Origin of the sequence: Streptomyces sp. NPDC093221, from assembly GCF_044753885.1 — a bacterium.
Classification (GTDB): domain Bacteria; phylum Actinomycetota; class Actinomycetes; order Streptomycetales; family Streptomycetaceae; genus Actinacidiphila.
On record NZ_JBIVOA010000018.1, the window covers coordinates 1 to 22671 of the forward strand.

At 72.8% G+C, this 22671-nt stretch carries 10 protein-coding genes; 7 read left to right on the forward strand and 3 right to left on the reverse strand.

Annotated features, from left to right (window positions below; translation table 11 throughout):
• Window positions 1-183: 183 nt before the first annotated feature.
• The 4 genes from ACIQCJ_RS35685 to ACIQCJ_RS35700 all read left to right on the forward strand — a co-directional run bounded on the left by ACIQCJ_RS35685 (window position 184) and on the right by ACIQCJ_RS35700 (window position 6042).
• Window positions 184-1464 carry a sugar ABC transporter permease gene (locus tag ACIQCJ_RS35685; protein ID WP_355343277.1) on the forward strand — a complete coding sequence of 427 codons (1281 nt, stop codon included), beginning with the start codon at window positions 184-186 and terminating at the stop codon, window positions 1462-1464.
• A 17-nt stretch (window positions 1465-1481) separates the two neighbouring features.
• Complete coding sequence (locus ACIQCJ_RS35690) at window positions 1482-2405, forward strand: carbohydrate ABC transporter permease (RefSeq protein WP_355343274.1); 924 nt, start codon at window positions 1482-1484, stop codon at window positions 2403-2405.
• Between the two features lie 194 nt (window positions 2406-2599).
• A complete protein-coding gene (locus ACIQCJ_RS35695) occupies window positions 2600-3628 on the forward strand; it encodes a class I SAM-dependent methyltransferase (protein WP_402714028.1) in 1029 nt (342 codons plus the stop codon).
• Window positions 3629-3729: 101 nt separating this feature from the next.
• A complete protein-coding gene (locus ACIQCJ_RS35700) occupies window positions 3730-6042 on the forward strand; it encodes a CDP-glycerol glycerophosphotransferase family protein (protein ID WP_401858619.1) in 2313 nt (770 codons plus the stop codon).
• 102 nt (window positions 6043-6144) lie between these two features.
• Here the strand turns inward: ACIQCJ_RS35700 and ACIQCJ_RS35705 are convergent, their stop codons facing one another.
• The gene (locus ACIQCJ_RS35705; RefSeq protein WP_402714012.1) at window positions 6145-8436 is read right to left on the reverse strand and encodes a CDP-glycerol glycerophosphotransferase family protein; all 2292 of its coding nucleotides are present in this window, start codon (window positions 8434-8436) and stop codon (window positions 6145-6147) included.
• Window positions 8437-8661: 225 nt separating this feature from the next.
• Here ACIQCJ_RS35705 and ACIQCJ_RS35710 point away from each other — a divergent pair, with 225 nt between their 5' ends.
• The 3 genes from ACIQCJ_RS35710 (at window position 8662) to ACIQCJ_RS35720 (ending at window position 16431) form a co-directional block, all read left to right on the forward strand.
• Entirely contained in the window at window positions 8662-12366 is a 3705-nt protein-coding gene (locus ACIQCJ_RS35710; RefSeq protein WP_402714014.1) for a CDP-glycerol glycerophosphotransferase family protein, read from the forward strand.
• A 120-nt stretch (window positions 12367-12486) separates the two neighbouring features.
• On the forward strand, window positions 12487-14097 hold the full coding sequence (locus tag ACIQCJ_RS35715) for a hypothetical protein (protein WP_355342934.1): 1611 nt from the start codon (window positions 12487-12489) through the stop codon (window positions 14095-14097).
• Between the two features lie 342 nt (window positions 14098-14439).
• Window positions 14440-16431 carry a serine/threonine-protein kinase gene (locus ACIQCJ_RS35720; protein WP_402714016.1) on the forward strand — a complete coding sequence of 664 codons (1992 nt, stop codon included), beginning with the start codon at window positions 14440-14442 and terminating at the stop codon, window positions 16429-16431.
• A gap of 102 nt (window positions 16432-16533) precedes the next feature.
• Here the strand turns inward: ACIQCJ_RS35720 and ACIQCJ_RS35725 are convergent, their stop codons facing one another.
• Window positions 16534-21507, reverse strand: a complete 4974-nt coding sequence (locus ACIQCJ_RS35725) for an NAD-glutamate dehydrogenase (protein WP_355342928.1) — start codon at window positions 21505-21507, stop codon at window positions 16534-16536.
• 386 nt (window positions 21508-21893) lie between these two features.
• Window positions 21894-22571: an HAD family hydrolase gene (locus ACIQCJ_RS35730; protein WP_355342925.1), complete on the reverse strand. Its 678-nt coding sequence runs from the start codon at window positions 22569-22571 to the stop codon at window positions 21894-21896.
• Window positions 22572-22671 lie beyond the last annotated feature (100 nt).

The window sequence follows — 22671 nt, forward strand, 5'->3', positions numbered from 1 at the left end:
CCCCTTTCCGGGCCCCCCCCCGGGGGGGCCCCCCCCCCCGGCCCCCCCGGGGGGGGGGGGGGCCCGCGGGGGGGGGGGGGGGGGGGGGGGGGGGGGGGGGGGGCGGGGGCCGGGCCCCCCCCCCCCCCGCCCGGCCCTCTGCCCGGCCCGCCCGCCAAGGGACCGGGCCGCCGCAGGAGCCTGATGGGCACCCGTCCCTGGGTGGCCGCGCTCTTCCTGCTGCCCGCCCTGATCCTGCTGGGCGCGCTCGTGGTGTACCCGATCGTCTACACCGTCCAGCGCAGCCTCTTCGACGCCGACGGCAGCGCCTTCGTCGGTCTGAAGAACTTCGGCACGGTCTTCACCGACCACGGCATCCTCACGGCCGTGCGCAACAACGCGATCTGGGTGGTGGTCGCGCCGACCGTGGCGACCGCCCTCGGTCTGGTCTTCGCCGTGCTCACCGAACGGGTGCGCTGGAGCACGGCGTTCAAGCTGGTCATCTTCATGCCGATGGCCATCTCGATGCTGGCGGCCGGGATCATCTTCCGGCTGGTGTACGAGCAGGACCCGGGGCGCGGCGTCGCGAACGCCGTGGTGGTCGCGGTCCATGACACGTTCACCGACAACGCGGCCTATCCGGGCGCCAGGCCGCGTCCCGGCGGCGATCTCGCGCCGAGCGCGGGCGGCTCCTTCACCACCAAGTCCACGGCCCGGCAGGGCAGTCCCGCGGATCTGCCGCTGATCGGCATCCCGCAGAACAAGCTGCCCTCGAACGCCGTGGACGCCAAGCCCGCGCCCTCGCAGCCGGATTCGGTGACCGGCACCGTATGGCTGGACTTCAGGCCCGGCGGCACCGGGAAGCCCGGTGTGATCGATCCGGGCGAGAAGGCGCTGTCCGGTGTGAAGGTGCAGGCGGTCAAGGACGGCAAGGTGGTGGCGACGGCGAAGTCCGGGAAGGACGGCACGTACAAGCTGCCCGCGTCCGCCGCCGGGGCCCAACTGCGGTTGCCCGCCTCGAACTTCTCCGGCAAGTACAACGGCGTCAACTGGCTCGGCCCGAATCTGATCACGCCGTCGATCATCGGCAGCTACATCTGGATGTGGGCGGGCTTCGCGATGGTGCTGATCGCGGCCGGTCTGGCCGGGGTGCCGCGGGAGCTGATGGAACAGGCGCGGGTGGACGGCGCCAACGAGTGGCAGGTGTTCCGCCGGATCACCGTGCCGCTGCTGGCCCCGGTCCTGGTGGTCGTCACGGTCACGCTGATGATCAACGTGCTGAAGATCTTCGACCTCGTGTACATCATCGCGCCCGGCAACACCCAGTCGGACGCGAACGTCCTGGCCCTCCAGCTCTATCTGTCGTCCTTCGGCGGCGGCGACAACCAGGGGGTGGGCAGCGCGATCGGTGTGATCCTGCTGCTGCTGGTCCTGCCGGTCATGATCTTCAACATCCGGCGGCTGCGCAGGGAGGGACGGCGATGAGCGCGGAATCGGCCGCCATGGCGGGCGGTCCTGAGACGGGCGGCCAGGCGGCGAAGGGCGACGCGGTGCCCGAGGCCGCGCCGAGGCCGAAGGAGAGTGTGGCCGCGCGGATCGCGGCCCGCGCGAGCGGCGGCCTGGTGCGCGTCTTCCTGCTGGTGGTGGCGCTGTTCTGGCTGATGCCGACGATCGGGCTGCTGCTGTCGTCGCTGCGTACGCCGAGCGACATCTCGGCCAGCGGCTGGTGGAAGGTCTTCACCTCGCCGTCGGAGCTGACGGTCTCCAACTACCGCACGCTGCTGGACAATCACGCGATCACCGACTCGCTGGTGAACACCGCGCTGATCACCGTGCCCGCGACGCTGCTGGTCGTGGTGATCGGCTCGCTCGCCGGTTACGCCTTCGCCTGGATGGAGTTCCCGGGCCGCGACTGGTGGTTCATCGCCGTGGTGGCGATGCTGGTGGTGCCGGTGCAGGTGGCGCTGATCCCGGTCGCGCGGCTCTTCGGCGACATCGGGATCTTCGGTGACATCTCCGGTGTGGTGCTCTTCCACACCGCGTTCGGACTGCCCTTCGCGATCTTCCTGCTCCGCAACTTCTTCGCGGAGATCCCGCGCGAGCTGCTGGAGGCCGCGCGGCTGGACGGCGCGGGCGAGATCCGGCTGTTCGTGCGGGTGGTCATGCCGCTGGGCGGCCCGGCCATCGCGTCGCTGGGCATCTTCCAGTTCCTGTGGGTGTGGAACGACATGCTGGTCGCGCTGATCTTCGCCAACAGCGACGCGCAGCCGATCACGGTCGCCCTCCAGCAGCAGGTACGGCAGTTCGGCAACAACATCGACATCCTGGCGCCCGGCGCCTTCGTGTCGATGGTGGTCCCGCTGGTGGTCTTCTTCGCCTTCCAGCGGCAGTTCGTGTCCGGTGTGATGGCGGGCGCCGTCAAGTAGCCGCCGCGGAGCCGTCCAGCGGCCGTCCAACAGCCGCCCGGGAGCCGTCCGGGAGCCGCCCGGAAGCCACCGGGTGGCCACCGAGGAGCGGCGCACGCGCGGGGCGGCGGAATATTCGGTACGAATCGGGGGGCGTCGGGCGCTTTACACTGACGCCCCCCACACCCGTACCGAACGGACATCCCCCCATGACCATGACCTCCGCCGAGGACCGGCTTCCCGCGCCCACCGAACTGGCCCAGGTCGAGGGCTGGTTCTTCCCCGTCGACCAGGTCCTCTTCGACTGGTTCCTGACCCGGCAGGTCAGCCGTACCGAGCCCGGCGACCTGCTGGAGGTGGGCGCCTATCTCGGCAAGAGCGCCATCTTCATGGGGAGTTACCTGCGCGAGGGCGACACCTTCACCGTCTGCGACCTGTTCGACGCCCCGGCCGAGGACAACGCCAACTCCGCCGAGATGAAGAAGTCGTACCCGACCTTGACCCGTCACTCGTTCGAGGCCAATTACCTCTCCTTCCACGACGAGCTGCCCGAGGTCGTCCAGGGCATGTCCTCGACGGTCAGGGACCGGGTCCAGCCGGTGTCGTGCCGGTTCGCGCACATCGACGCCTCGCACCTGTACGAGCACGTGCACGCCGACATCGAGACCTCGCGCGAGCTGCTGCACCCGCACGGCGTGGTCGCGCTGGACGACTACCGCTCGGCGCACTGTCCCGGCGTGGCCGCCGCCGTCTGGCAGGCGGTCACCTCCGGCGGGCTGCACGCGATCTGCGTGACCGAGAGCAAGATGTACGCCACCTGGGGGGATCCGGCCGAGATCCGCGCGGAGCTGCTGGCGTACGTGTCGGGCCGCGCCGACCTGTGGCACGAGGTGCAGACGGTGGCGGGCGCGCCGCTGCTGCGGGTCAAGGGCGACCGGGACCGTACGGTGTCGCCGTCGCAGCCGCCGTCCCGGCACGCGCCCGCCGCCGCACAAACCCCTGATCAGACCGCAGGCCAGACCGCGGCCCAGACAGCGGCGCCGACCGCGGAGCACGCCGAATCCGCCGCCGGGCGGACCGCGGGGCCCGCCGGGCGGGCCGAGTCGCAGGCCCCGACGGCCGCCTCCCCCGCCGCCCCCGCGCCGCGCCGCTCCCGGGCGCGCCGTCTGCTGGTCAACGTCCTGCCGCCGATCATCACCAAAGCACTTGTACGGATCCGCGACTCGCGACGCGCCGGAGCGTAACCAGCGGCGCGGCCACGCGTTCCCTGGATATAACGGGCACTCCGCGCGAAAGCCATGGGCGCCCGTGCGCCCCTCGCCCCCGTGTCGAACCTGGATGTGCTGTGCCCCGCTTCAGCGTCGTCGTCCCCGTCTACCAGGTGCAGGCGTATCTGCACGCCTGTCTGAAATCCGTGCTCGACCAGTCCTTCGCCGATGTCGAACTGATCGTCGTGGACGACTGCTCCCCCGACGGCAGCGGCGCCATCGCCGACTCGTTCGCGGCCAGGGACGCCCGCGTCGAGGTGCTGCACCTGCCGGAGAACATCGGCCTCGGCCGGGCCCGCAACGCGGGTCTCGCCCGCGCCACCGGCGACTACGTCCTGTTCCTCGACTCCGACGACACCATGGTCCCCGGCTCGCTGGAGGCCGTCGCCGCCCGGATCGAGCGGACCGGCGAGCCGGACGTGCTGGTCTTCGACTACGCCCGCACGTACTGGAACGGCGACGTCCACCGCAATCAGTTCGCGGCGATCCTCAGCGAGACCGGCCCCGAGGTCTGCACGCTGGACGACCGGCCCGAGCTGCTGCGGCTGATCATGGTGGCCTGGAACAAGGCGTACCGCCGCGACTTCATCGAGAAGTCCGACATCGCCTTCCCCTCGGGCTACTACGAGGACACCCCGTGGACGTATCCGGTGCTGATGGCCGCCGGGTCGATCGCGCTGCTCGACCGGGTCTGCGTGCACTACCGGCAGCGGCGCGGCAGCGGCATCCTGCACACCACCAGCCGGCGGCACTTCGACATCTTCAAGCAGTACGACCTGCTGTTCGCGTTCCTCGACAGCCACCCGGAGCTGGAGCGGTGGCGGCCGGTGCTCTTCCGCCGGATACTGGATCACCTCACCACCGTCTTCAACTTCCCCGACCGGCTGCCGAATTCGTCGCGCCCGGAGTACTTCCGCCGCTGCCGTGCCCAGTACCGGCGGCTGCGGCCGAGCGGTTTCCGGGCCAGTCCCACCGGCCGCAGCGGGGTGCGGTACCTGCTGGTCGCGCTGGGCGCGCGGCGCACCTTCCAGGCGCTCGGCCGGGCGCACCGGCTGCGGCTGCGCGCCACCCAGCGGGCGAGGGCGCTGTACGGCAGGCTGCGGACGACGGCGCTGCACGCGCACTACCGGGTGCAGCGGCGGCGCGCGCTCGACCCGGACCTGGCGGTGTTCTCCGCGTACTGGGACCGCGGCTACTCCTGCAATCCGGCGGCCGTCGAGGAGCGGCTGCGCGAACTGGCGCCGCACATGCGGACCGCGTGGGTGACCACCGCGGAGCACGCGCACACCCTGCCGCCGGGCGTACGGCGCCTGGAGCCGGGCTCGGCCGCGTACTGGACGGCGCTGGCCCGCGCCTCGTACCTGGTGAGCAACGTCAACTTCCACCGCAGGTACGCCAAGCGGCCCGGCCAGATCAATGTGCAGACCCACCACGGCACGCCGCTCAAGCACATGGGCATCGACCTCCAGGAGCACCCGGCCGCCGCGGGCACCACCGACTTCGAGCGGATGCTGCGGCACGTCGACCGCTGGGACTACAGCCTCTCGGCGAGCCGCCACTCCACGCTGGTCTGGGAGCGCGCCTACCCGTCGGGCTTCACGGCCCTGGAGTACGGCCAGCCGCGCACCGACATCTTCCACCGGGCCACCGCGCGCGACGTGCTGCGGCTGCGCGACGAACTCGGCATCCCGCGCGAGAGCACCGCCTTCCTCTACGCGCCCACGCACCGCGACTACCAGCGCGGTTACCGGCCCGCGCTCGACCTGGCGCGGATGGCCGACGCGCTGGGCCCCGACGTGGTGCTGCTGCGCCGCACCCACCACTTCTACCCGCCGGGCGACCCGCGCGACGGTCTGGACGACCGGGCCCCGCACCCGCGGGTCATCGACGTGTCGGGGCACCCGTCGGCGGAGGAGCTGTGCCTGGCCTCGGACGGCCTGATCACCGACTACTCGTCGCTGATGTTCGACTACGCGGGCCTCGACCGGCCGATCGTGCTGCACGCCGCGGACTGGGAGACCTACCGGGCCACCCGCGGCGCGTACTTCGACATCACCGCGCACCCGCCGGGCCTGGTGGCGCGCGGCGAGGACGAGTTGACCGACATCCTCGCCACGGGGGCCTGGCGCGGCCCGCGTTCGGCCGAACTGCGGGCCGCCTTCCGGCGCCGGTTCTGTCCCTACGACGACGGGCTCGCCGCCGAGCGCGTGGTGCGCCGGGTGTTCCTGCGCGAGGACGGCGGGCTGCCGCCCGTGATCCCGCCGGAGGACCGGCACCTGGCCCCGCCGCCGTCCCGCGCCCGCGCGCTGGCCCCGCTCGCGGCGGACGCCTCCGATCCGTCCGGCCCGCCGCCGCTGGAGCCCTCGGGGCCCGACCCGCGCAGCCTGTAGCGGCCCCAAGGGCCCCGGCGGCGCGGGCGGTTCACCCGATCGGACCGCTCCCGCGGACCGGGCGGTTCACCGATCGGCCTTGGCCCCAGCGGCTCCCGCGCCTCAGCCGAGCGGGACCGCCGGGCGCTCCCCCGCGGGTCCCGCCGTCGGGTCCGCGTCCCGCGCACCGGCCGGGGCCGGGGCGGGACGGCGGTCCTGGAGCGGGCGGTACGGCAGCAGCGAGGGCTCGCCGAGCAGCACCCGGCGCACCACGCGCTCGGCGGCGAGCCCGTCGTCGTACGCGCAGAACCGCTGCCGGAAGGCGGCCCGCAGCGCCGCCGCCTCGGGGCCGCGCCAGGCCCCCGAGCGGAAGGCGCGGGCCAGTCCCGCCTCGTCGCCCGCCACCACGCCCGGCGTCTCGCCGTGCCGCCCGGACAGCAGGTCGAAGTAGACGCCGCGGGCGGCGCGGTACGCCTCCCAGTCGGCGGCGTGCACGACGATCGGCCGGTCGAGGTTGGCGTAGTCGAACATCAGCGAGGAGAAATCGCAGAGCAACGCGTCGGAGGCGAGGCTCAGTTCCTCGACGGACGGGTGCTGCGAGACGTCCATGATGGTGCCCGCCGCGTGCAGCGCCTCGAGCGCGTCGTTCTGCCCGTAGAAGTAGTGGGCGCGGACCATCAGCGTGTAGCCGGGGCCCAGTTCGCGGCAGAGCCGTTCCAGGTCGAGCGGGACGACGAAGGTCCGCTGGTAGTCGCGGTGGGTGGGCGCGTAGAGGATCGCGGTGGTGCCGGGGGCCAGGCCCAGGCTCTCGCGGGCGCGGCGGACCTCGTCGGCGCCCGCGGTGTGGAACACGTCGTTGCGCGGATAGCCGCTGGGCAGCGTCTCGTAGCCGCTGGGGTAGACCCGCTCCCAGACCTCGGCGGAGTGCTGGTTGGCGGCCAGCGAGAAGTCCCACTGGTCGGCGTGGTCGAGCAGGCGGCCGAAGCTCATGCCCTTGCCGACGGCCGGGCGGGCGCGCAGGTCCATGCCCATGTGCTTGAGCGGTGTGCCGTGGTGGGTCTGGAGGTAGACCTGCTCGGGGCGCTTGACGACCTGGCCGGTGAAGTTGGCGTTGTTCACCAGGTACTTGGCGCGGGCCAGCACGTCCCAGTAGCGGCGGGAGTTGACCACGACGTGGTCGACGCCGGGCGGCATCGCCTCGCGGTCCTTCTTGTTGACCACCCACACCCCGCGCAGGTGCGGGGCGATCTCCTGGGCCTTGTAGTAGACGGCCGCCGGGTTGCAGGACACCCCGCGGTTCCAATAGGCCGCGTAGACCACGAGGTTGGGGTCGACGGGGCGGCGCAGCCGCAGCCGGTAGTAGCGCTGGTAGACCGCGCGGCCCAGCGCGTTCTTGCGTGCCCTGATCCGGCGGGCCAGTTTGCGCGTCCACGCCTGGCCGCCGAGCGCCGCGCGGTAGCGGCCGTAGCTGCCGGTGCCCGCGGCCCGCAGCCAGCGGCCCTCGTTGCTGTCGGGCGCGGTCCAGCCGGCGGGCCGGTAGCGGCCCAGCAGCCGTCCCGCGCGCCGGACGTACTCCGGCCGGGCGTCGGGCGTCAGCGGCGAGCCGTCCTCGCCGACGGCCGCGAGCAGGACGGCCATCCGCCGGTACAGCGCGGCGCGTTGCTCCCGCTTGCGGTCCTCGGCCTCGTCGGCGCCGTCGATCTCGGCGAACAGTGCCTCGTACCGGTCGAGTACGGCCAGGTGGTGGCGGCCGGGCGTGGTGCCGACGCTGATCCCGCGCCGCTTGCGCCAGCGCACGCCGACCCGGTCCAGGCACGCGATGCCGGTGGCGGCGAGCAGGACGCGGGAGGCGACGGCGACGTCCTCGTACGCGCCCTCGCCGAAGCGGAAGCCGCGCTCCTCCCAGAAGGCGCGGCGCAGCAGCCGGTTCCAGACCGCGGGGTAGGTGCCCAGGCACTCGGGGCGGTCGGACGCGGTGAAGACGGAGTCGCCCGCCTCGCCGAGGAAGTCGGCGTCGTCGCTCTCCTGGATGTTCTCCCAGACGGTGAAGCGCTCGTGGTCGAAGAGCAGCACATCGGGGTCGCCGGTGGCGCGCAGCCGGGCGTCCGCGGCGGCCAGCGTGCCGGGCGTCATCAGGTCGTCGGCGTCCAGGAAGAGCAGGTAGTCGCCGGTCGCGAGGGCCGCGCCCGCGTCGCGCGCCGGTCCCGTGCCGCCGGTGCGGTCCAGCCGCAGCGGCTTGACCCGCGGGTCGGCGGCGGCGAATTCGGCGATGATCGCGCCGCTCGCGTCCGGTGAGGCGTCGTCGACGGCGACGACCTCGACGTCGGTGAAGGACTGCCCGAGCACCGACTCCAGACAGGCGCGCAGGAAGCCCTGGGCGCGGTGGACGGGGACGACGACGGTGATTCGGGGCATGACCATCCTGGACAGATCGAGACGTACCGGTACGGGATAGCGTCCGAGCGTACCAACCGGACACCCTGCGGCGGTTCATCCTTTCGCTCGTTCGGCTCACTCGCGGTGACCGGAAGGCGCTTCGGCGAGTTGAAGGAACGGCATTCGCATGCCGTCGTGCATGTGCCGTCGCGCGCGTGCCGTCATCCGTATGCCGTCGCCGTCCCGGAAGGACCGTTGCCCGCCATGACGCCCCGCCTCACTGTCGTTGTCCCCGTCTACAACGTCGAGCAGTACCTGGAGGAGTGCCTGCGGTCGATCGCGGCGCAGACCTTCACCGACCTCGATGTGGTGATGGTCGACGACGGATCGACGGACTCGGGCCCCGAACTGGCCCAGGCGTTCGCCGACCGCGACCCGCGCTTCCGGCTGGTCGCGCAGCCCAACGGCGGCCTCGGCCACGCCCGCAACACCGGGGCGCGGAACGCGGCGCCGCAGACGTCGTACCTGACCTTCGTGGACAGCGACGACGTGCTGCCGCCGCGCGCGTACGAGAAGCTGGTCGGCCTGCTCGACCAGTCGGGCTCCGACTTCGCGACCGGCAACGTCTACCGGCTCACCACGCAGGGCCGCAGCCAGGCGTGGCAGCACCGGGGCATGGACAAGACCGTGCGGCGCACGCACATCACCCGTGACCTGGGCCTGCTGTCCGACCGGGTGGCGTGGAACAAGGTCTTCCGCCGCTCCTTCTGGGACAAGCACCAACTGGCCTTCCCCGAGGGCGTGCTGTACGAGGACACGCCGCTGACCATTCCGGCGCACTTCCTCGCCGACGCCGTGGACGTGCTGCACGAGCACGTCTACTACTGGCGGATCCGCGAGGGCTCGATCACCCGCCGCCGCACCGACGTCAAGGGCGTACGCGACCGGATCGCGGCCGTCGACGGGGTCTCGCGGTTCCTTGCCGACCCGGCCAACACCCGCTGGAGCAAGCACAAGCGGGACTACGACCGGTCGGTGCTCACCGACGACCTGCTGTACTTCATCGAGGCCCTGCCGATGGCGGGACCGGAATACCACCAGGTCTTCCTCGACCGCGTCCGCGACTACCTCGGCCGCGTCGACCCGACGCTCTTCCCCGCGCTGCCCGCCGAACTGCGCATCCGCTGGGAGCTGATCAGGGAAGGGCGGCTGGCGGACCTGCTGGAGGTGCTGGCGCACGAACAGCACGGCGGGCGCACCGTGTTCGACATCGCGGGGCCGCCGCTGCGCAAGCGCGCGGTGATCGTGCGCGGCGACGGCTCGCCCGTGCCGCTGCCGCGCGCGGTGACCGCCATCGGCACGAAGGACCTGCCGGTGGTCGCCCGGCTCAGCCAACTGGAGTGGCGCGACGGCAAGTTGATCCTCCGGGGCCACGCGTATGTGCGCAATGTGGACGCGGGCGCGCGCCGCACCTCGCTCAAGACGGCCGTGCTGATGTCCGGGCGCCGCAAGCTGCTGCTGCCGGTGCGGACCGTGCGGGTCCCCGAAGTGACCGACGGCGGACCGCAGGAGCGGCACTCGTACGACTGGTCCGGCTTCGAGATCACCGTCGACCCCAAGCGGCTGCGGGGCAAGGAGGGCTGGACGGCCGGGCAGTGGCGGCTCGGGATCGTCGTGGCGGCGGGCTCGGTGGTCCGCCCCGCGGCGCCGCGCGCCGACGACGCGGGCGCCGGGTCCTCGCCCGTCCCCTTCCCGCTGGACGACGACACCCGGCTCGTGCCCTGGTACAAGGACGGCCGGCTGCACCTGTCGGTCGAGCCGGTCACCCGCCGGATCACCGGTCACCGGGCGGACGGCGACGGCGGGGTCGTCTTCGGGATCGCCGTCCGCGACCGCAAGCCCCCGGTCGCGCTGCGGGCCACGCAGCAGACGACGGGCGCGGCCTTCGACTACCCGCTGACCGCCGACGCGGAGAGCACCGGCATCGACGGCTGGACGCGGCTGACGGCGCGCCTGGTCCTGGCCGACCTCGCGGGGGCGCGGCCCGACGTCGAGGGGCTGCCCAAGGAGGTCGCGCCGGAGACGGCCGCGGCCTGGTCGTTCGAGGCGGTCTTCGCCGACGGCGGCACCGCGCGGATCGCCGCCGACGGGCCGCTGCCGCAGGGGCGTTACGACCTCGGCGGCGACGCGCTGCTGGCCGGGGCCCGGCGCGAGCTGGTCGTCGACGCCACCGCGGCGGGCAATCTGCTGCTGCGCGACCGTACGCCCCAGCCGCTGGCCACCCATGTGGCGCGCGCCACCAACGGCACCCTCCTGGTCACCGGTGAACTCCCCGCCGACACCCCGCCCCCGGCCCGGCTGGTCCTGCGGCACGGCACGTACGCGGCCGAGGTCGGCGTCGAGGTGACGCTGGCGGCAAAGGGTGCGGACTCCGCTGCCGCCGAGGCGGCGGGGGCCGTGGGGGCTGCGGGCGCCGCTGCGGCAGCGGGGGACGATGCCCCGGTCGCGGCGGGAACCCCGGCGCAGGCCGTGGCCGGAACGGCGTCTGCCGTGGCGGCGGAGGGAGCCGCGGGGCGGGACCCGGCCGGCCCCGTACGCCGGTTCAGCGCCGCGCTGGACGTGTCGGCGCTGCCGCACGCCGGGCGCTGGTATCTGCACCTGCGGGCGGCGGACGGCGGCGACGCCCCGGTGCGGATCGCGCGGGAGGCGTTCGCCGAGCTGCCGCTGCGGCTCCCGGCGGCGCCGGGCGCGCGGCCGGTGACGGTCGACCGACGGTTCCACGACCACCTGTTCGTGGCGGCCGGATCGCCCGTGCCCGCGGCGGACCGCGGCCCGTACCGGCAGCGGATGCTGCGCGAGCGGCGCTACCCGGTGCTGCTGCGCCGCCCGTTGACCGACACCGTCCTCTACAGCAGCTTCGACGGCCGCGACTGCGCGGACTCGCCGCGCGCCGTCCACGACGAACTGGTGCGCAGGGGCGTCCCGTTCGACCATGTGTGGGTGGTGCGCGACCACACCGTGGCGGTGCCCGCGACCGCCCGCGCGGTGCTGCGCGGCAGCGACGACTGGTACGAGGCGCTGGCCCGCGGCCGCCATGTGGTGACCAACACGCATCTGCCCGCGTGGTTCCGCCGCCGCGAGGGCCAGCGGGTCGTCCAGACCTGGCACGGCGCGCCCGTGAAGCGGATCGGCCAGGACCTGGCGGGCACGCTGTGCGCCGACCTCACCCACATGTGGCCGCAGCCGAGCCTCGGCCACCAGTGGAGCGTGCTGCTCTCCCCCAACTCGCAGAGCACCCCGGTCCTGCGCCGCGCCCTCGACTTCGACGGCGAGGTCGCCGAGACCGGGCTGCCCCGCACCGACCTGCTCAGCGGCGAGGACCGCGACAAGGTGCGCGAGGAGGTACGGGCCAGGCTCGGCCTGCCGCCCGGCCGCACGGTCGTGCTGTACGCGCCGACGGTCCGCGACGACGAGGCGTACGACGCCGAGCACGCCCGGCTGCACCTGCCGCTCGACGTGGCGGCGATGGCGGCGGAGCTGACCACCAGCCATGTGCTGCTGGTCCGCTCGCACCCGCTGGTCGCCGACACCCTCCCGGCGGTGCCCGGCGGCTTCGTGCGGGACGTCTCCGCCCACCCCGACCTCGCGGAGCTGCTGCTCGTCGCCGACGTGCTGGTCACCGACTACTCCTCGTTGCTCGCCGACTTCGCGGTCACCGGCCGCCCGGTGCTGCTGTTCACGCCCGACCTGCCGCACTACCGCGACACGCTGCGCGGCTTCACCTTCGACTACGAGGCCCAGGCGCCGGGGCCGCTGCTGCGCACCACGGACGAGCTGACCGCCGCGCTGCGCGACCCGGAGGCCGCCGTCCGGGGCCGCGCCGACGCCTACGCGGCCTTCCGCGCCGCCTTCTGCCACCTGGACGACGGAGGGGCCGCCGCCCGCGTGGCGGACCTGATGCTCGGCTGACCCCCTGACACCCTGACCGAACCGCCGCCGGAACACGGAGCCTGTCATGACATCGAGCGAATTGGCCCCCGCCGCACACCCGCCGCGGCCGCACGACCGCACCCTCCTCAAGGCCGCGCCTTGCCGTCACTGACGACCGGAGAGGTCACGGCGGGCGACGGCGCGGGCGACGAGCCGGGGGCCGGTACGGCCGACGGCGCCGCGGTCGCGGCCGGGCGGGCCGGTCTGCCGGCCCGGCTGCTGGAGCGGGCGCGGGCCTGGCGGGTGACGCCGTACGCCGTCGTCGGGACGCTCTTCTGGCTGGTGGTCGCCGCGGCGGCCTGGCGTACGCCGATCGCCTCGGACTTCGGGCAGCACGCCTCGGCGGTGGAGCGGGTCAAGGCCGACTGGCGGCACCCGGCCAATCCGCTGCTCGACCTGCCGGGCACCGGCAGCCCGTACTTCTCGCCGTACATCGTGGCGCTCGGCCTGATCGCGCGGGCCACCGGCGCCGCCGGGCGGGAGGTCGTGCGCTGGTGCGGCCCGGTGAATCTGGCGGTGCTGGTCACCGGCGTCGGCGTGTACGCGCGGACGCTGAGCAGACGGCCGATGGCGCCGGTCTACGCGCTGCTGGCCTTCACCCTGCTGTGGGGCGTGCAGGGCAAGGAGTGGAGCGGCTTTTGCGGGGTGTGGTCGCTGACCCGCGGCGCCTCGTACCCGAGCGCCTTCGCGGTCGGCGTCACCTTCCACCTGTGGGCGCTCACCGACCGGCTGGCGCGCCGCCGTACCACCGGCTGGGCCGGTTACGCCCTGCTCGGGGTGGCCTGCGGGCTGCTGCTGCTCATCCACCCGATCACCGCGCTGGCCGCGGCCGTCGGGATCGTGGCGGTGCTGACGGCCCGGCAGCGCGGCTGGTCGCGGCGGGTGACGGCCCGCTGGCTGCTGGCGGGCGCGCTCGCGCTGCTGGTGGCCGTGGCGTGGCCGTACTACGACGTGTTCTCGCTGGCCGGTGACACCACGGTCGACGCGGTGCACAAGCGGCTCTACATCCACCCCTGGCAGTGGTACGGGCTGGCGCTCGTCGGCCTCCCGCCGCTGCTGCTGCGCGCCCGGCGCGGCGTCCGCGACCCGCTGGTCCTGATGTTCGCCGCCTTCTGCCTGATCGTCGCCTACGGGTGGGTGAGCGGGCACTACACCTACGGGCGGGTCTTCGCGCTGCTGCTCGTGCCGCCGCAGTTCGCGCTCGCCGTGGAACTGGCCTCGATCCCGCCGTGGACCCGGCTGCGCGCGGTGCTCGCGCCCGTGGCCGCCGTCGCGCTCTGCTTCGGCGTGGCCGCGCAGATCGGCGCCGTCGTGCCGCAGCGCTTCCTGCCGGTGACCGTCGACCACCCGGTGCGCTGGCCGGGGTACGGCTGGGCCGCGGACCGCATGCCCGCCGACGCGGTGATCCTCACCGACGGGTACTACGCCACGCACGTCCTGCCCGCCTACGGCTTCTTCCTGGTCGCCCCCACCTGGCCCGACCCGTCCACCCCGGCCGCCGAACGCGACCGCAGATTCGCCGCCGTGCGCACGTATCTGGACCCGAAGTCGACGGCGGCGCAGCGCGCCGCGGTCCAACGGCAGTACGGCGTCGGCTGGTTGCTGTTGACGAAATATCAGAAGGTGCCGCCCGGCGGGACCTTGGTGGCGACGGGGACCAGGACGGGTGACCGGCTGGTGCGGCTGGCGCCGGTGCCGGGCGAGTCCTGAGGCGGATACGGGGCGAGGCCCGATGCTGTTCTGGCCTCCGGCCCTGGGCCGTCCTCGGCGGGTGATGTCACCGAACGGCACCAAGGCGTCAGCGGGTTCGATACGACGTCCGCGCCTCGTACACACCCCCGGTAGCATCGTGCCCCGTTCGCCTACCGGGGGGTGCCCGAAATCTCCAGTCACGACAGCAGTTCGAGCGGTGGCCCGGCGCCGGGCGCGGGTGCGGGTCCGGTGCCGGGCGCGGGTGCGGGTGCGGGTCCGGTGCCGGGCGCGGGACCGGGTTCTGATCAGGGTCCGGGCGGGAGTCCATTACAGGCGCTGGAGCCGCAGGACCCGCGCGAGGTGGCCGGTTACCGGCTGCTGGCCCGGATCGGCGAGGGCGGGATGGGGTCGGTCTACCTCTCACACACCCGCGGCGGACAGCCGGTCGCGCTGAAGGTGATCCGGCGCGAATACGCGCAGGACGAGGAGTTCAGGCGGCGCTTCCAGCAGGAGGTGCAGTCCGCGCGCCGGGTGCAGGGCTACCACGTGGTGCCGGTCGTCGACCATGACACCACCGGCAACCGGCCCTGGCTGGCGACCAGTTACATTCCGGGACTGCCGCTGGACGACGCGCTCGCCCGGTACGGGGCGCTGCCGGTGGCCACCGCGCTGCAACTGGTGGGCTGCGCGGCGGAGGCGCTGCGCGCGGTGCACGCGGCGGGCGTCATCCACCGCGACCTCAAGCCCAGCAATGTGCTGCTCGGCGCGGGCGGCCCCTGGGTGATCGACTTCGGCATCGCGCGCGCGGCGGACTCCACGCAGCTCACCCGCAGCGGCGGCCTGATCGGCACCCCGCAGTACATGTCGCCCGAGCACGCCAACGGGCACGAACTCACCCCGGCCACCGACCTGTTCTCGCTCGGCCTGATCGCCGCGGTCGCCGCCACCGGACGGCACCCGTACGGCACGGCGGGCGCGATCACGCTCGCCACGCAGATAGCCAACACCGCTGTCCGGCCGCCCGACCTGTCCGGTTACCCCGACGAGCTGCGGACCGTCCTGGAGCGCTGCCTGACCGCGGACCCGGCGGCCCGGCCCACCCCCGCGGAGCTGGCCGAGCTGTGCGAGCGCGGCACGGGCCGCCCGCTGCGGGACTTCAGCGGCTGGCTGCCGCAGCCGCTCGCGGCCGAGATAGCCCGGCGGGAGGCCGCCGCGGCCCTGCCGCCGGCCCCGGCACCGCCTGCCGCGCCTGCCGCGCCCGCCGCGCCCGCCGCGCCGCCGCACATACCGGCGCCCGCCGTACCGCCCGCGATGCCGCAGGGGGCGCCGCGGGCCGCACCGCCCGCCGGGACGGGTGCCGCGCCCTCCGGCCCGTACGCGCCGGGTCCGTACACGCCGGGTCCGTACGCGTCGGGCCCGTACACCTCGGGCATGTTCGGGCCGACGAATGTGGACGGCCCCGCGACCGGCGCCCACGGAGCCACCGGCCGCGGGGACGGAAGCGGTCGTGCGAGCGGTCCCGAGAGCGGTCCCGGAGACGGGCAAGGGCGCGGTCCCGGAGACGGGCAAGGGCGCGATCCCGGAAACGGGAACGAGGGGCACGACGGGAACGGGAACGGGCACGACGGGCAGAGCCGGGTCCCCAGCGGCCGGACGCAGAAGGTGATGGCCATCGGCGGCAGCGTCCTGGCCGTGATCCTCGCGGTGACGCTCACCTACGCCTTCACCCACTCCGACGGCAAGGGCGACGACAAGGGCCCGCAGGGCAAGTCGCCGCTCGGCGGCGGCCCCGGCACCTCCACCTCCCAGTCCCCCGCTGCCGCCCCGACCACCGGCCCCGCGAGCACCGCCCCGACCGGCTCCCCCGGCGGCTCCTCGGCCGACCCGGGCACACCCGGCGGCGGGCAGCCGCAAGTCATCTTCCAGGACCGCAAGTTCACCATCCGCTCGCCCGCCTGGAACCACGGCACGCATGTGGACCTGGACAGCGCGAGGGTCGAGCCGAACGGCCAGATCGGCGACACCGACGGCTACGAGATCGAGTACCAGGACTGGGCCGACGGCAGCATGCGGTTCCTCACCACCTTCGGCCGGGCCGACGGCACCGACTACCAGGCGTGCAGGAACGGGGTCGGCGCCGACGCGCTGTCCGGCGAGATCTACCGGGGCGACCTCGCCAAGGACACGTACATCGCCAAGGGCACGGTGCTGTGCACGGTGACCTCGGAGGGGAATCTGGCCATGCTGAAGGTCACCGACGTCACGCCGTCCGGCAACATGATGACCGACCCGATGCCGACGTACTCCACGCTGCTGACGGTGTGGAAGATGCCGGACCAGCCCACGCCGTAGCGCGGTCGGGCCCGGCGGGCGGGCACTTGCGCACAAGTGCCGCCCACCGGGCCCGCGTTCAGCCGCACCGCCGCGACCGTACGGCTCAGCGGTGCGTACGGCTCAGCGGTGCGTGCGCAGCAGCGTACGGAAGGTCCGCATCGCCACCGACAGACTCGCCAGGTCGAACTCCTCGGCGCCCTGGATCTCCTCAAGGGTGGTGCGGGCGCGGCCGATCAGCCCCGCGTTCTGCTCCTCCCACGCCGTGTAGCGCTGCTCTGGCGTGGACCCTTCGGGGCCCGCCGTCAGCACGTCGGCGGTGAGTGCCGCGTGGGCCGCGAAGAGGTCCTCGCGGATGGCGGCGCGGGCCATGGACTGCCAGCGGTCGGCGCGCGGCAGCAGGATGATCCGGTCCAGGAGCTGCGTGATCCCCAGCCGGTCGGCGAGGTCGAAGTAGACCTCCGCGACGTCCAGCGGCTCCTTGCCGGTGCGGTCCGCGACGTCGACGATGTCGAGCGCCGGGAAGGCCGCGGAGAATCCGGCGACCCGGGTGGCCAGTTCGTCCGGCACCCCCGCCGCGGTCAGCTCGTCGCGCAGCGACCGGTACCAGTCCGCGTCCGCGCCGCGCAGCAGCTTGGGCTGGTGGGACCAGACCGCGGCGACGCCCTCGGCGAAGAAATCGATGGTCTCGGCGATCTGGAGCGGCTGGAGGCGGTTGTTGAGCAGCCAGCGGGTGGCGCGCTCGACCAGCCGCCGCGAGTGCAGCCTGATCCGGGTCTGCACGTCGGCGGCGACGATGTTGTCCAGCGCCTCCACCGCGTCCCAGATCTCGGCGAGACCGAAGATCGCGCGGGCGGCCGTGTGGGCCCGCACGATCTCCTCCGTGGTGGCGCCGATCTCCTCGCGGAAGCGGTGCAGGAAGGTCGTGCCGCCGGAGTTCACCGTGTCGTTGACCAGGACGGTCGTGATGATCTCGCGGTGCAGCGCGTGGTTGTCGATCTGCCGCTCGAAGCGCTCCCGCAGCGGCACGGGGAAGTACGCGTGCAGCAGGGAGCGCAGGTACGGGTCGTCGGGCAGTTCGGTGTGGACCAGTTCCTCGGCCGTGGTGATCTTGGCGTAGGCGAGGATCACCGCCAACTCCGGCTGCGTCAGGCCCTGTCCGGCCGCCAGCCGCTCGCGGATCTGCCGGTCGGTGGGCAGGAACTCCAGCGCCCGGTCCAGGTGGCCGTCGCGCACCAGGCGGCGGATGAACCGCTGGTGGGCGTGGAGCAGACTCGGGGCCTGCTCCATGCTGTTGGCGAGCGAGACGTTCTGCGCGTAGTTGTTGCGCAGCACCAGGTCGCCGACCTCGTGGGTCATCTCCGCGAGCAGCGAATTGCGCTGCTTGACGGTCATGTCCCCTTCGGCGACGACGCTGTTGAGCAGGATCTTGATGTTGACCTCGTGGTCCGAGGCGTCCACACCCGCGCTGTTGTCGATCGCGTCGGTGTTGATGTGGCCGCCGGTCCCCTCCGGGCCGCCGTTCAGGGCGAATTCGATCCGGCCGAGCTGGGTGAAGCCCAGATTGCCGCCCTCGCCGACGACCTTGACCCGCAGTTCCGCGCCGTCGATCCGGATCGCGTCGTTGGCCTTGTCGCCGACGTCGGCCTGCGACTCGGTGGACGCCTTGACGTAGGTGCCGATGCCGCCGTTCCACAGCAGGTCCACCGGGGCCTGGAGGATCGCCTTCATCAGCTCGGCCGGGGTGATCTTCGCGGTGGCGGTCTCGATGCCGAGCGCCTTGCGGATCTGCGCGTTGAGCGGGATCGCCTTGGCGGTACGGGGGAAGATCCCGCCGCCCGACGACAGCAGCTTGGTGTCGTAGTCGGCCCAACTGCTGCGCGGCAGCTCGAAGATGCGGCGCCGCTCGGCGTAGGAGGTGGCCGCGTCCGGCTTCGGGTCGAGGAAGATGTGCCGGTGGTCGAAGGCCGCGACCAGCCGGATGTGCTCCGACAGCAGCATGCCGTTGCCGAACACGTCACCGGACATGTCGCCGATGCCGACGACGGTGAAGTCCTCTTCCTGGGTGTTGACGCCCATCTCGCGGAAGTGCCGCTTCACCGACTCCCAGGCGCCGCTGGAGGTGATGGCCATCTTCTTGTGGTCGTAGCCGACCGAGCCGCCGGAGGCGAAGGCGTCGCCGAGCCAGAAGCCGTACGACACCGCGACCTCGTTGGCGATGTCGGAGAACGACGCGGTGCCCTTGTCCGCGGCGACGACCAGATACGTGTCGTCCTCGTCGTGCCTGACCACGTCCGTCGGCGGCACGACCTCGCCGCCGACGAGATTGTCGGTGATGTCGAGCAGGCCGGAGATGAACGTCTTGTACGAGGCGATGCCCTCGGCCAGCCAGGCGTCGCGGTCGGCGGCCGGGTCGGGCAGCCGCTTGCCGACGAAGCCGCCCTTCGCGCCGACCGGCACGATGACGGTGTTCTTCACCATCTGCGCCTTGACCAGGCCCAGCACCTCGGTACGGAAGTCCTCGCGCCGGTCGGACCAGCGCAGACCGCCGCGGGCGACCTTGCCGAACCGCAGGTGGACGCCCTCGACCCGCGGGGAGTACACCCAGATCTCGAACGCCGGGCGGGGCGCGGGCAGTTCGGGGATGGCCTGCGGGTCGAACTTCATCGACAGGTAGTCGTGCGGCTGCCCGTCGTCGCGGCGCTGGAAGTAGTTGGTGCGCAGCGTCGCCTTGATCAGGGTGAGGAAGGCCCGCAGGATGCGGTCCTCGTCGAGGCTGGCGACCTGGTCGAGCGCGCCGTCCAGCTCCTCCAGCAGCCCGTCGGTCAGCTCGCTGCCGGCCCGCTGGTGGTCCGGCGAGAAGCGGGCCTGGAAGAGGTTGACCAGCAGCCGGGTGGTGTGGACGTTGGTACGGAGGGTGTCCTCCATGTAGTCCTGGCTGAAGGTGGACCCGGCCTGCCGCAGGTACTTGGCGTACGCGCGCAGCACCATCGCCTCGCGCCACTCCAGACCGGCGCGCAGCACCAGGGAGTTGAAGCCGTCGTTCTCCGCCTTGTCGGTCCAGGTCGCGGCGAAGGCCGCCTGGAACCGCTCGCGGGCGTCGTCGCCGAGGTCGCCGAGGCTGGGGTCCAGGCGCAGCCCGAAGTCGTAGACCCAGGCGCGGGTCTGGTCCGAGCGGCGCAGTTCGTACGGCCGTTCGTCGACGACCTCGACGCCGAGCCGCTGGAGCACCGGCAGGACGGCGGACAGCGAGACGGGCGCACCGGTGCGGTAGATCTTGAAGCGGCGCTCGTCGCTGGCGCCGCCGACCGGCTCGTACAGGCTGAGGGTGAAGTCGTCGGCGCCCAGGCCCTCGATGTGCTGGAGGTCGGCGACGGCGACGCGCGGTGCGAAGTCGGCGCGGTAGCCGTCGGGGAACGCGTGCGCGTACCGCCGGGTCAGCTCGGCCGCGCGCTCCTCGCCGCACTCGGCGGTCAGCGCCTCGCCGAAGCCGTCGGCCCAGGAGCGGGTGGCGTCGGAGAGCCGGCTCTCGATCCGCTCGACGTCGGCGTCGGTGATGTCGGGCAGCGGCGCGCCGGGTTCGACGCGGATCACGAAGTGCAGCCGGGACAGCACCGATTCGGTGTTCCAGGCGGTGAAGTCGGCGCTTCGGCCGCCCAGTTCGTCCTGGAGGATGTTGGTCAGGCGCAGCCGTACCGCCGTGGTGTAGCGGTCGCGCGGCAGGTAGACCAGCGCCGAGTAGTAGCGGCCGTACTCGTCCTGCCGCAGGAACAGCCGCAGCTTCCGGCGCTCCTGGAGGTACAGCACGCTGGTGGCGATGGACCGCAGCTCGTCGGCGGGGGTCTGGAACAGCTCGTCGCGCGGGTACGTCTCCAGGATCTGGAGCAGGTCGCGGCCGTCGTGGCTGTGGGCGGTGAATCCGGCGCCTTCGAGGACTTCCTCGACCTTGCGGCGGACCACCGGGACCCGGCGGATCGACTCGGTGTAGGCGGTGGAGGAGAACAGGCCGAGGAAGCGGCGCTCGCCGATCACATTGCCCTCGGCGTCGAACTTCTTCACGCCGACGTAGTCCAGATACGAGGGACGGTGCACGGTGGAGCGGCTGTTGGCCTTGGTGAGGATCAGCAGCCGGTGTTCGCGGGCCTTGGCGCGGGCGTCGGCGGGCAGCCTGCTGAACGACGGGGAGCCGGGGTGCCCGAGGTGGGTGTGGTGGCCCGGGTCGGTGCCGTCGGTGCCGGGGTGCACCGGGTCGGAGCGCAGGATGCCGAGACCGGTGCCGGGGACGGCGACCAGCACGTCCTCGGTGGAGCCGTCGGGCTCGGTGTCGGTGGTCAGCTCGTACTCGCGGTAGCCGAGGAAGGTGAAGTGGTCGTCGTTGAGCCAGCGCAGCAGCTCGACGGCCTCGCTGACCTCGCGCTCGGGCAGCGGCGGCGGGGTCGCGGACAGCTCGTCGGCGATGCGCTTGGTGGACTCGCGCATCTTCGCCCAGTCCTCGACGGACTCGCGGACGTCGGAGAGCACGCGGCGCAGGTCCGCGGTGATCTCCTTGAGGTCGGCGCGGTCGGTCTCGCGGTCGATCTCGACGTGGATCCAGGACTCGACCAGCACGTCGTGCGGGAGCGAGCCGTCCTCGGGTCCGCACCCCGGGGCGACGATCTCCAGCAGCTTGCCGGTCACGTCGCGGCGGACCAGGAACTGCGGGTGGAAGACGACGTGGATGCCGCGGTCGGCCTGGGTGAGCGCGTTGGTGACCGAGTCGACGAGGAAGGGCATGTCGTCGGTCACGACCTGGACGACGGTGTGGCTGGACTGCCAGCCGTTCTCCTCGACGGTGGGGGTGTGCACCCGGACGCTGGCACTGCCCTGCGGGCGTACCTCCGCGAGCCGGTAGTGGGAGACTGCCGCGCCGAAGACGTCGACCGGATTGCGGTCGTTGAGGTCCTCGGGTGCGCTGTGCAGGTAGTAACCCCGGAGGAACGCCGTCAGCGCCTCTGTGTCGCGGCCCTGGCCGGGTAGTCCCCCCGTCTGGCTGTTCTCAGCGACCTTGGCTGCTCGTTCCAGCAGTTCGGCCTTGGCTTCGTCCAGCTTGGTCTGCATGTCCTCTGACTCCTGTCGCGCGCCATTGCGTGACGTCGGGTGATGGCAGGACGTCACGTGACGCGGGGTATCCGCTACGGGACGACGCTATGCCGGAAGAGGGGTCCGCCGTGCCCGTACGCACGCGGTGGCCCCTGATGAACTGATCAACGTTGATCACGCCGCAAGGCTATCGCTCGCTCACGGGTGCCTGTCAGGAGACGTCTTCGTACAAATGCACTGCACACCTTTGGCCCCTCTGGACAGGAACCGGGCGGGAACAGGACCGGGACGAGACGGCGAACAGTCGATGCGGAGGTGATGATTCCGGCGTTGGAGCGGGGCACGGACCGGGCCCGAGCGTCGATTCGGGAGCCCGGCGGCAGGGCCTGTCCGGCGGACACGCCCTAGCCCGCGGCTATTCGCTCGGCTTCCACGACGGCGGCGGCGAGGCTGTCGACCACCGGCACCCCGGCGCTCTCCAGGCTGGCGCGGCTGTGCGAGCCGCCGGTGTACAGCACGGCGTGCGCGCCGACGTGGGCGGCGGCCACCGCGTCGTCGAGCGCGTCACCGATCACCACGATCCGGCCGGGGTCGGCGGCGACGTCGGCGAGCGCGGCGAGGTGGCGGGCCATCTGCGCGGCCTTGCCCTGATTGGAGGGGCCGGTACGGCCGTCCACCCGGACGAAGTGCTCCATGATGCCGTGCGAGGTCACCACGGGCAGCAGATTGTCCTGCGGGGCGAGCGAGCACAGCGACTGCGTGAGCCCGGCGGCCCGGCGCGCGGCCAGCAGCTCGGCCGCGCCCTCGGCGAGGCCGCAGCGGCCGGCCAGCGCCCAGTAGTGGCGGTGGAAGGCGGCGTCCATCACCTCCCACTCGGCGTCGGTCGGCAGCCGTCCCATCAGCCGCTCGTAGAACCGGGGCACGGGCACGCAGTACAGCTCCTGGTACCGCTCCAGGGTGATCGGGGCCAGGCCCAGCTCGGCGAACGAGGCGTTCGTCGCCTCGATCACCGCGTCGATGTCGTGGAAAAGGGTGCCGTTCCAGTCCCACACCAGATGCGTGCCTACGGAATGCGTGCTCACTCCACGAACCGTACTCGCGGGGTGTGACAGCCCGGTGCCCGAGGGTGGGGTCCCGGCCACGCGGGGCCGCCGTACGACCGGGCGGGAGCCGAACGGATTC

Coding starts and splice junctions, on each gene's coding strand:
- ACIQCJ_RS35710 (WP_402714014.1), top strand. CDS start 8,662: ATGACGCCCCGCCTCACTGTCGTTGTCCCCGTCTACAACGTCGAGCAG.
- ACIQCJ_RS35690 (WP_355343274.1), top strand. CDS start 1,482: ATGGCGGGCGGTCCTGAGACGGGCGGCCAGGCGGCGAAGGGCGACGCG.
- ACIQCJ_RS35725 (WP_355342928.1), bottom strand. CDS start 21,507: ATGCAGACCAAGCTGGACGAAGCCAAGGCCGAACTGCTGGAACGAGCA.
- ACIQCJ_RS35695 (WP_402714028.1), top strand. CDS start 2,600: ATGACCTCCGCCGAGGACCGGCTTCCCGCGCCCACCGAACTGGCCCAG.
- ACIQCJ_RS35685 (WP_355343277.1), top strand. CDS start 184: ATGGGCACCCGTCCCTGGGTGGCCGCGCTCTTCCTGCTGCCCGCCCTG.
- ACIQCJ_RS35705 (WP_402714012.1), bottom strand. CDS start 8,436: ATGCCCCGAATCACCGTCGTCGTCCCCGTCCACCGCGCCCAGGGCTTC.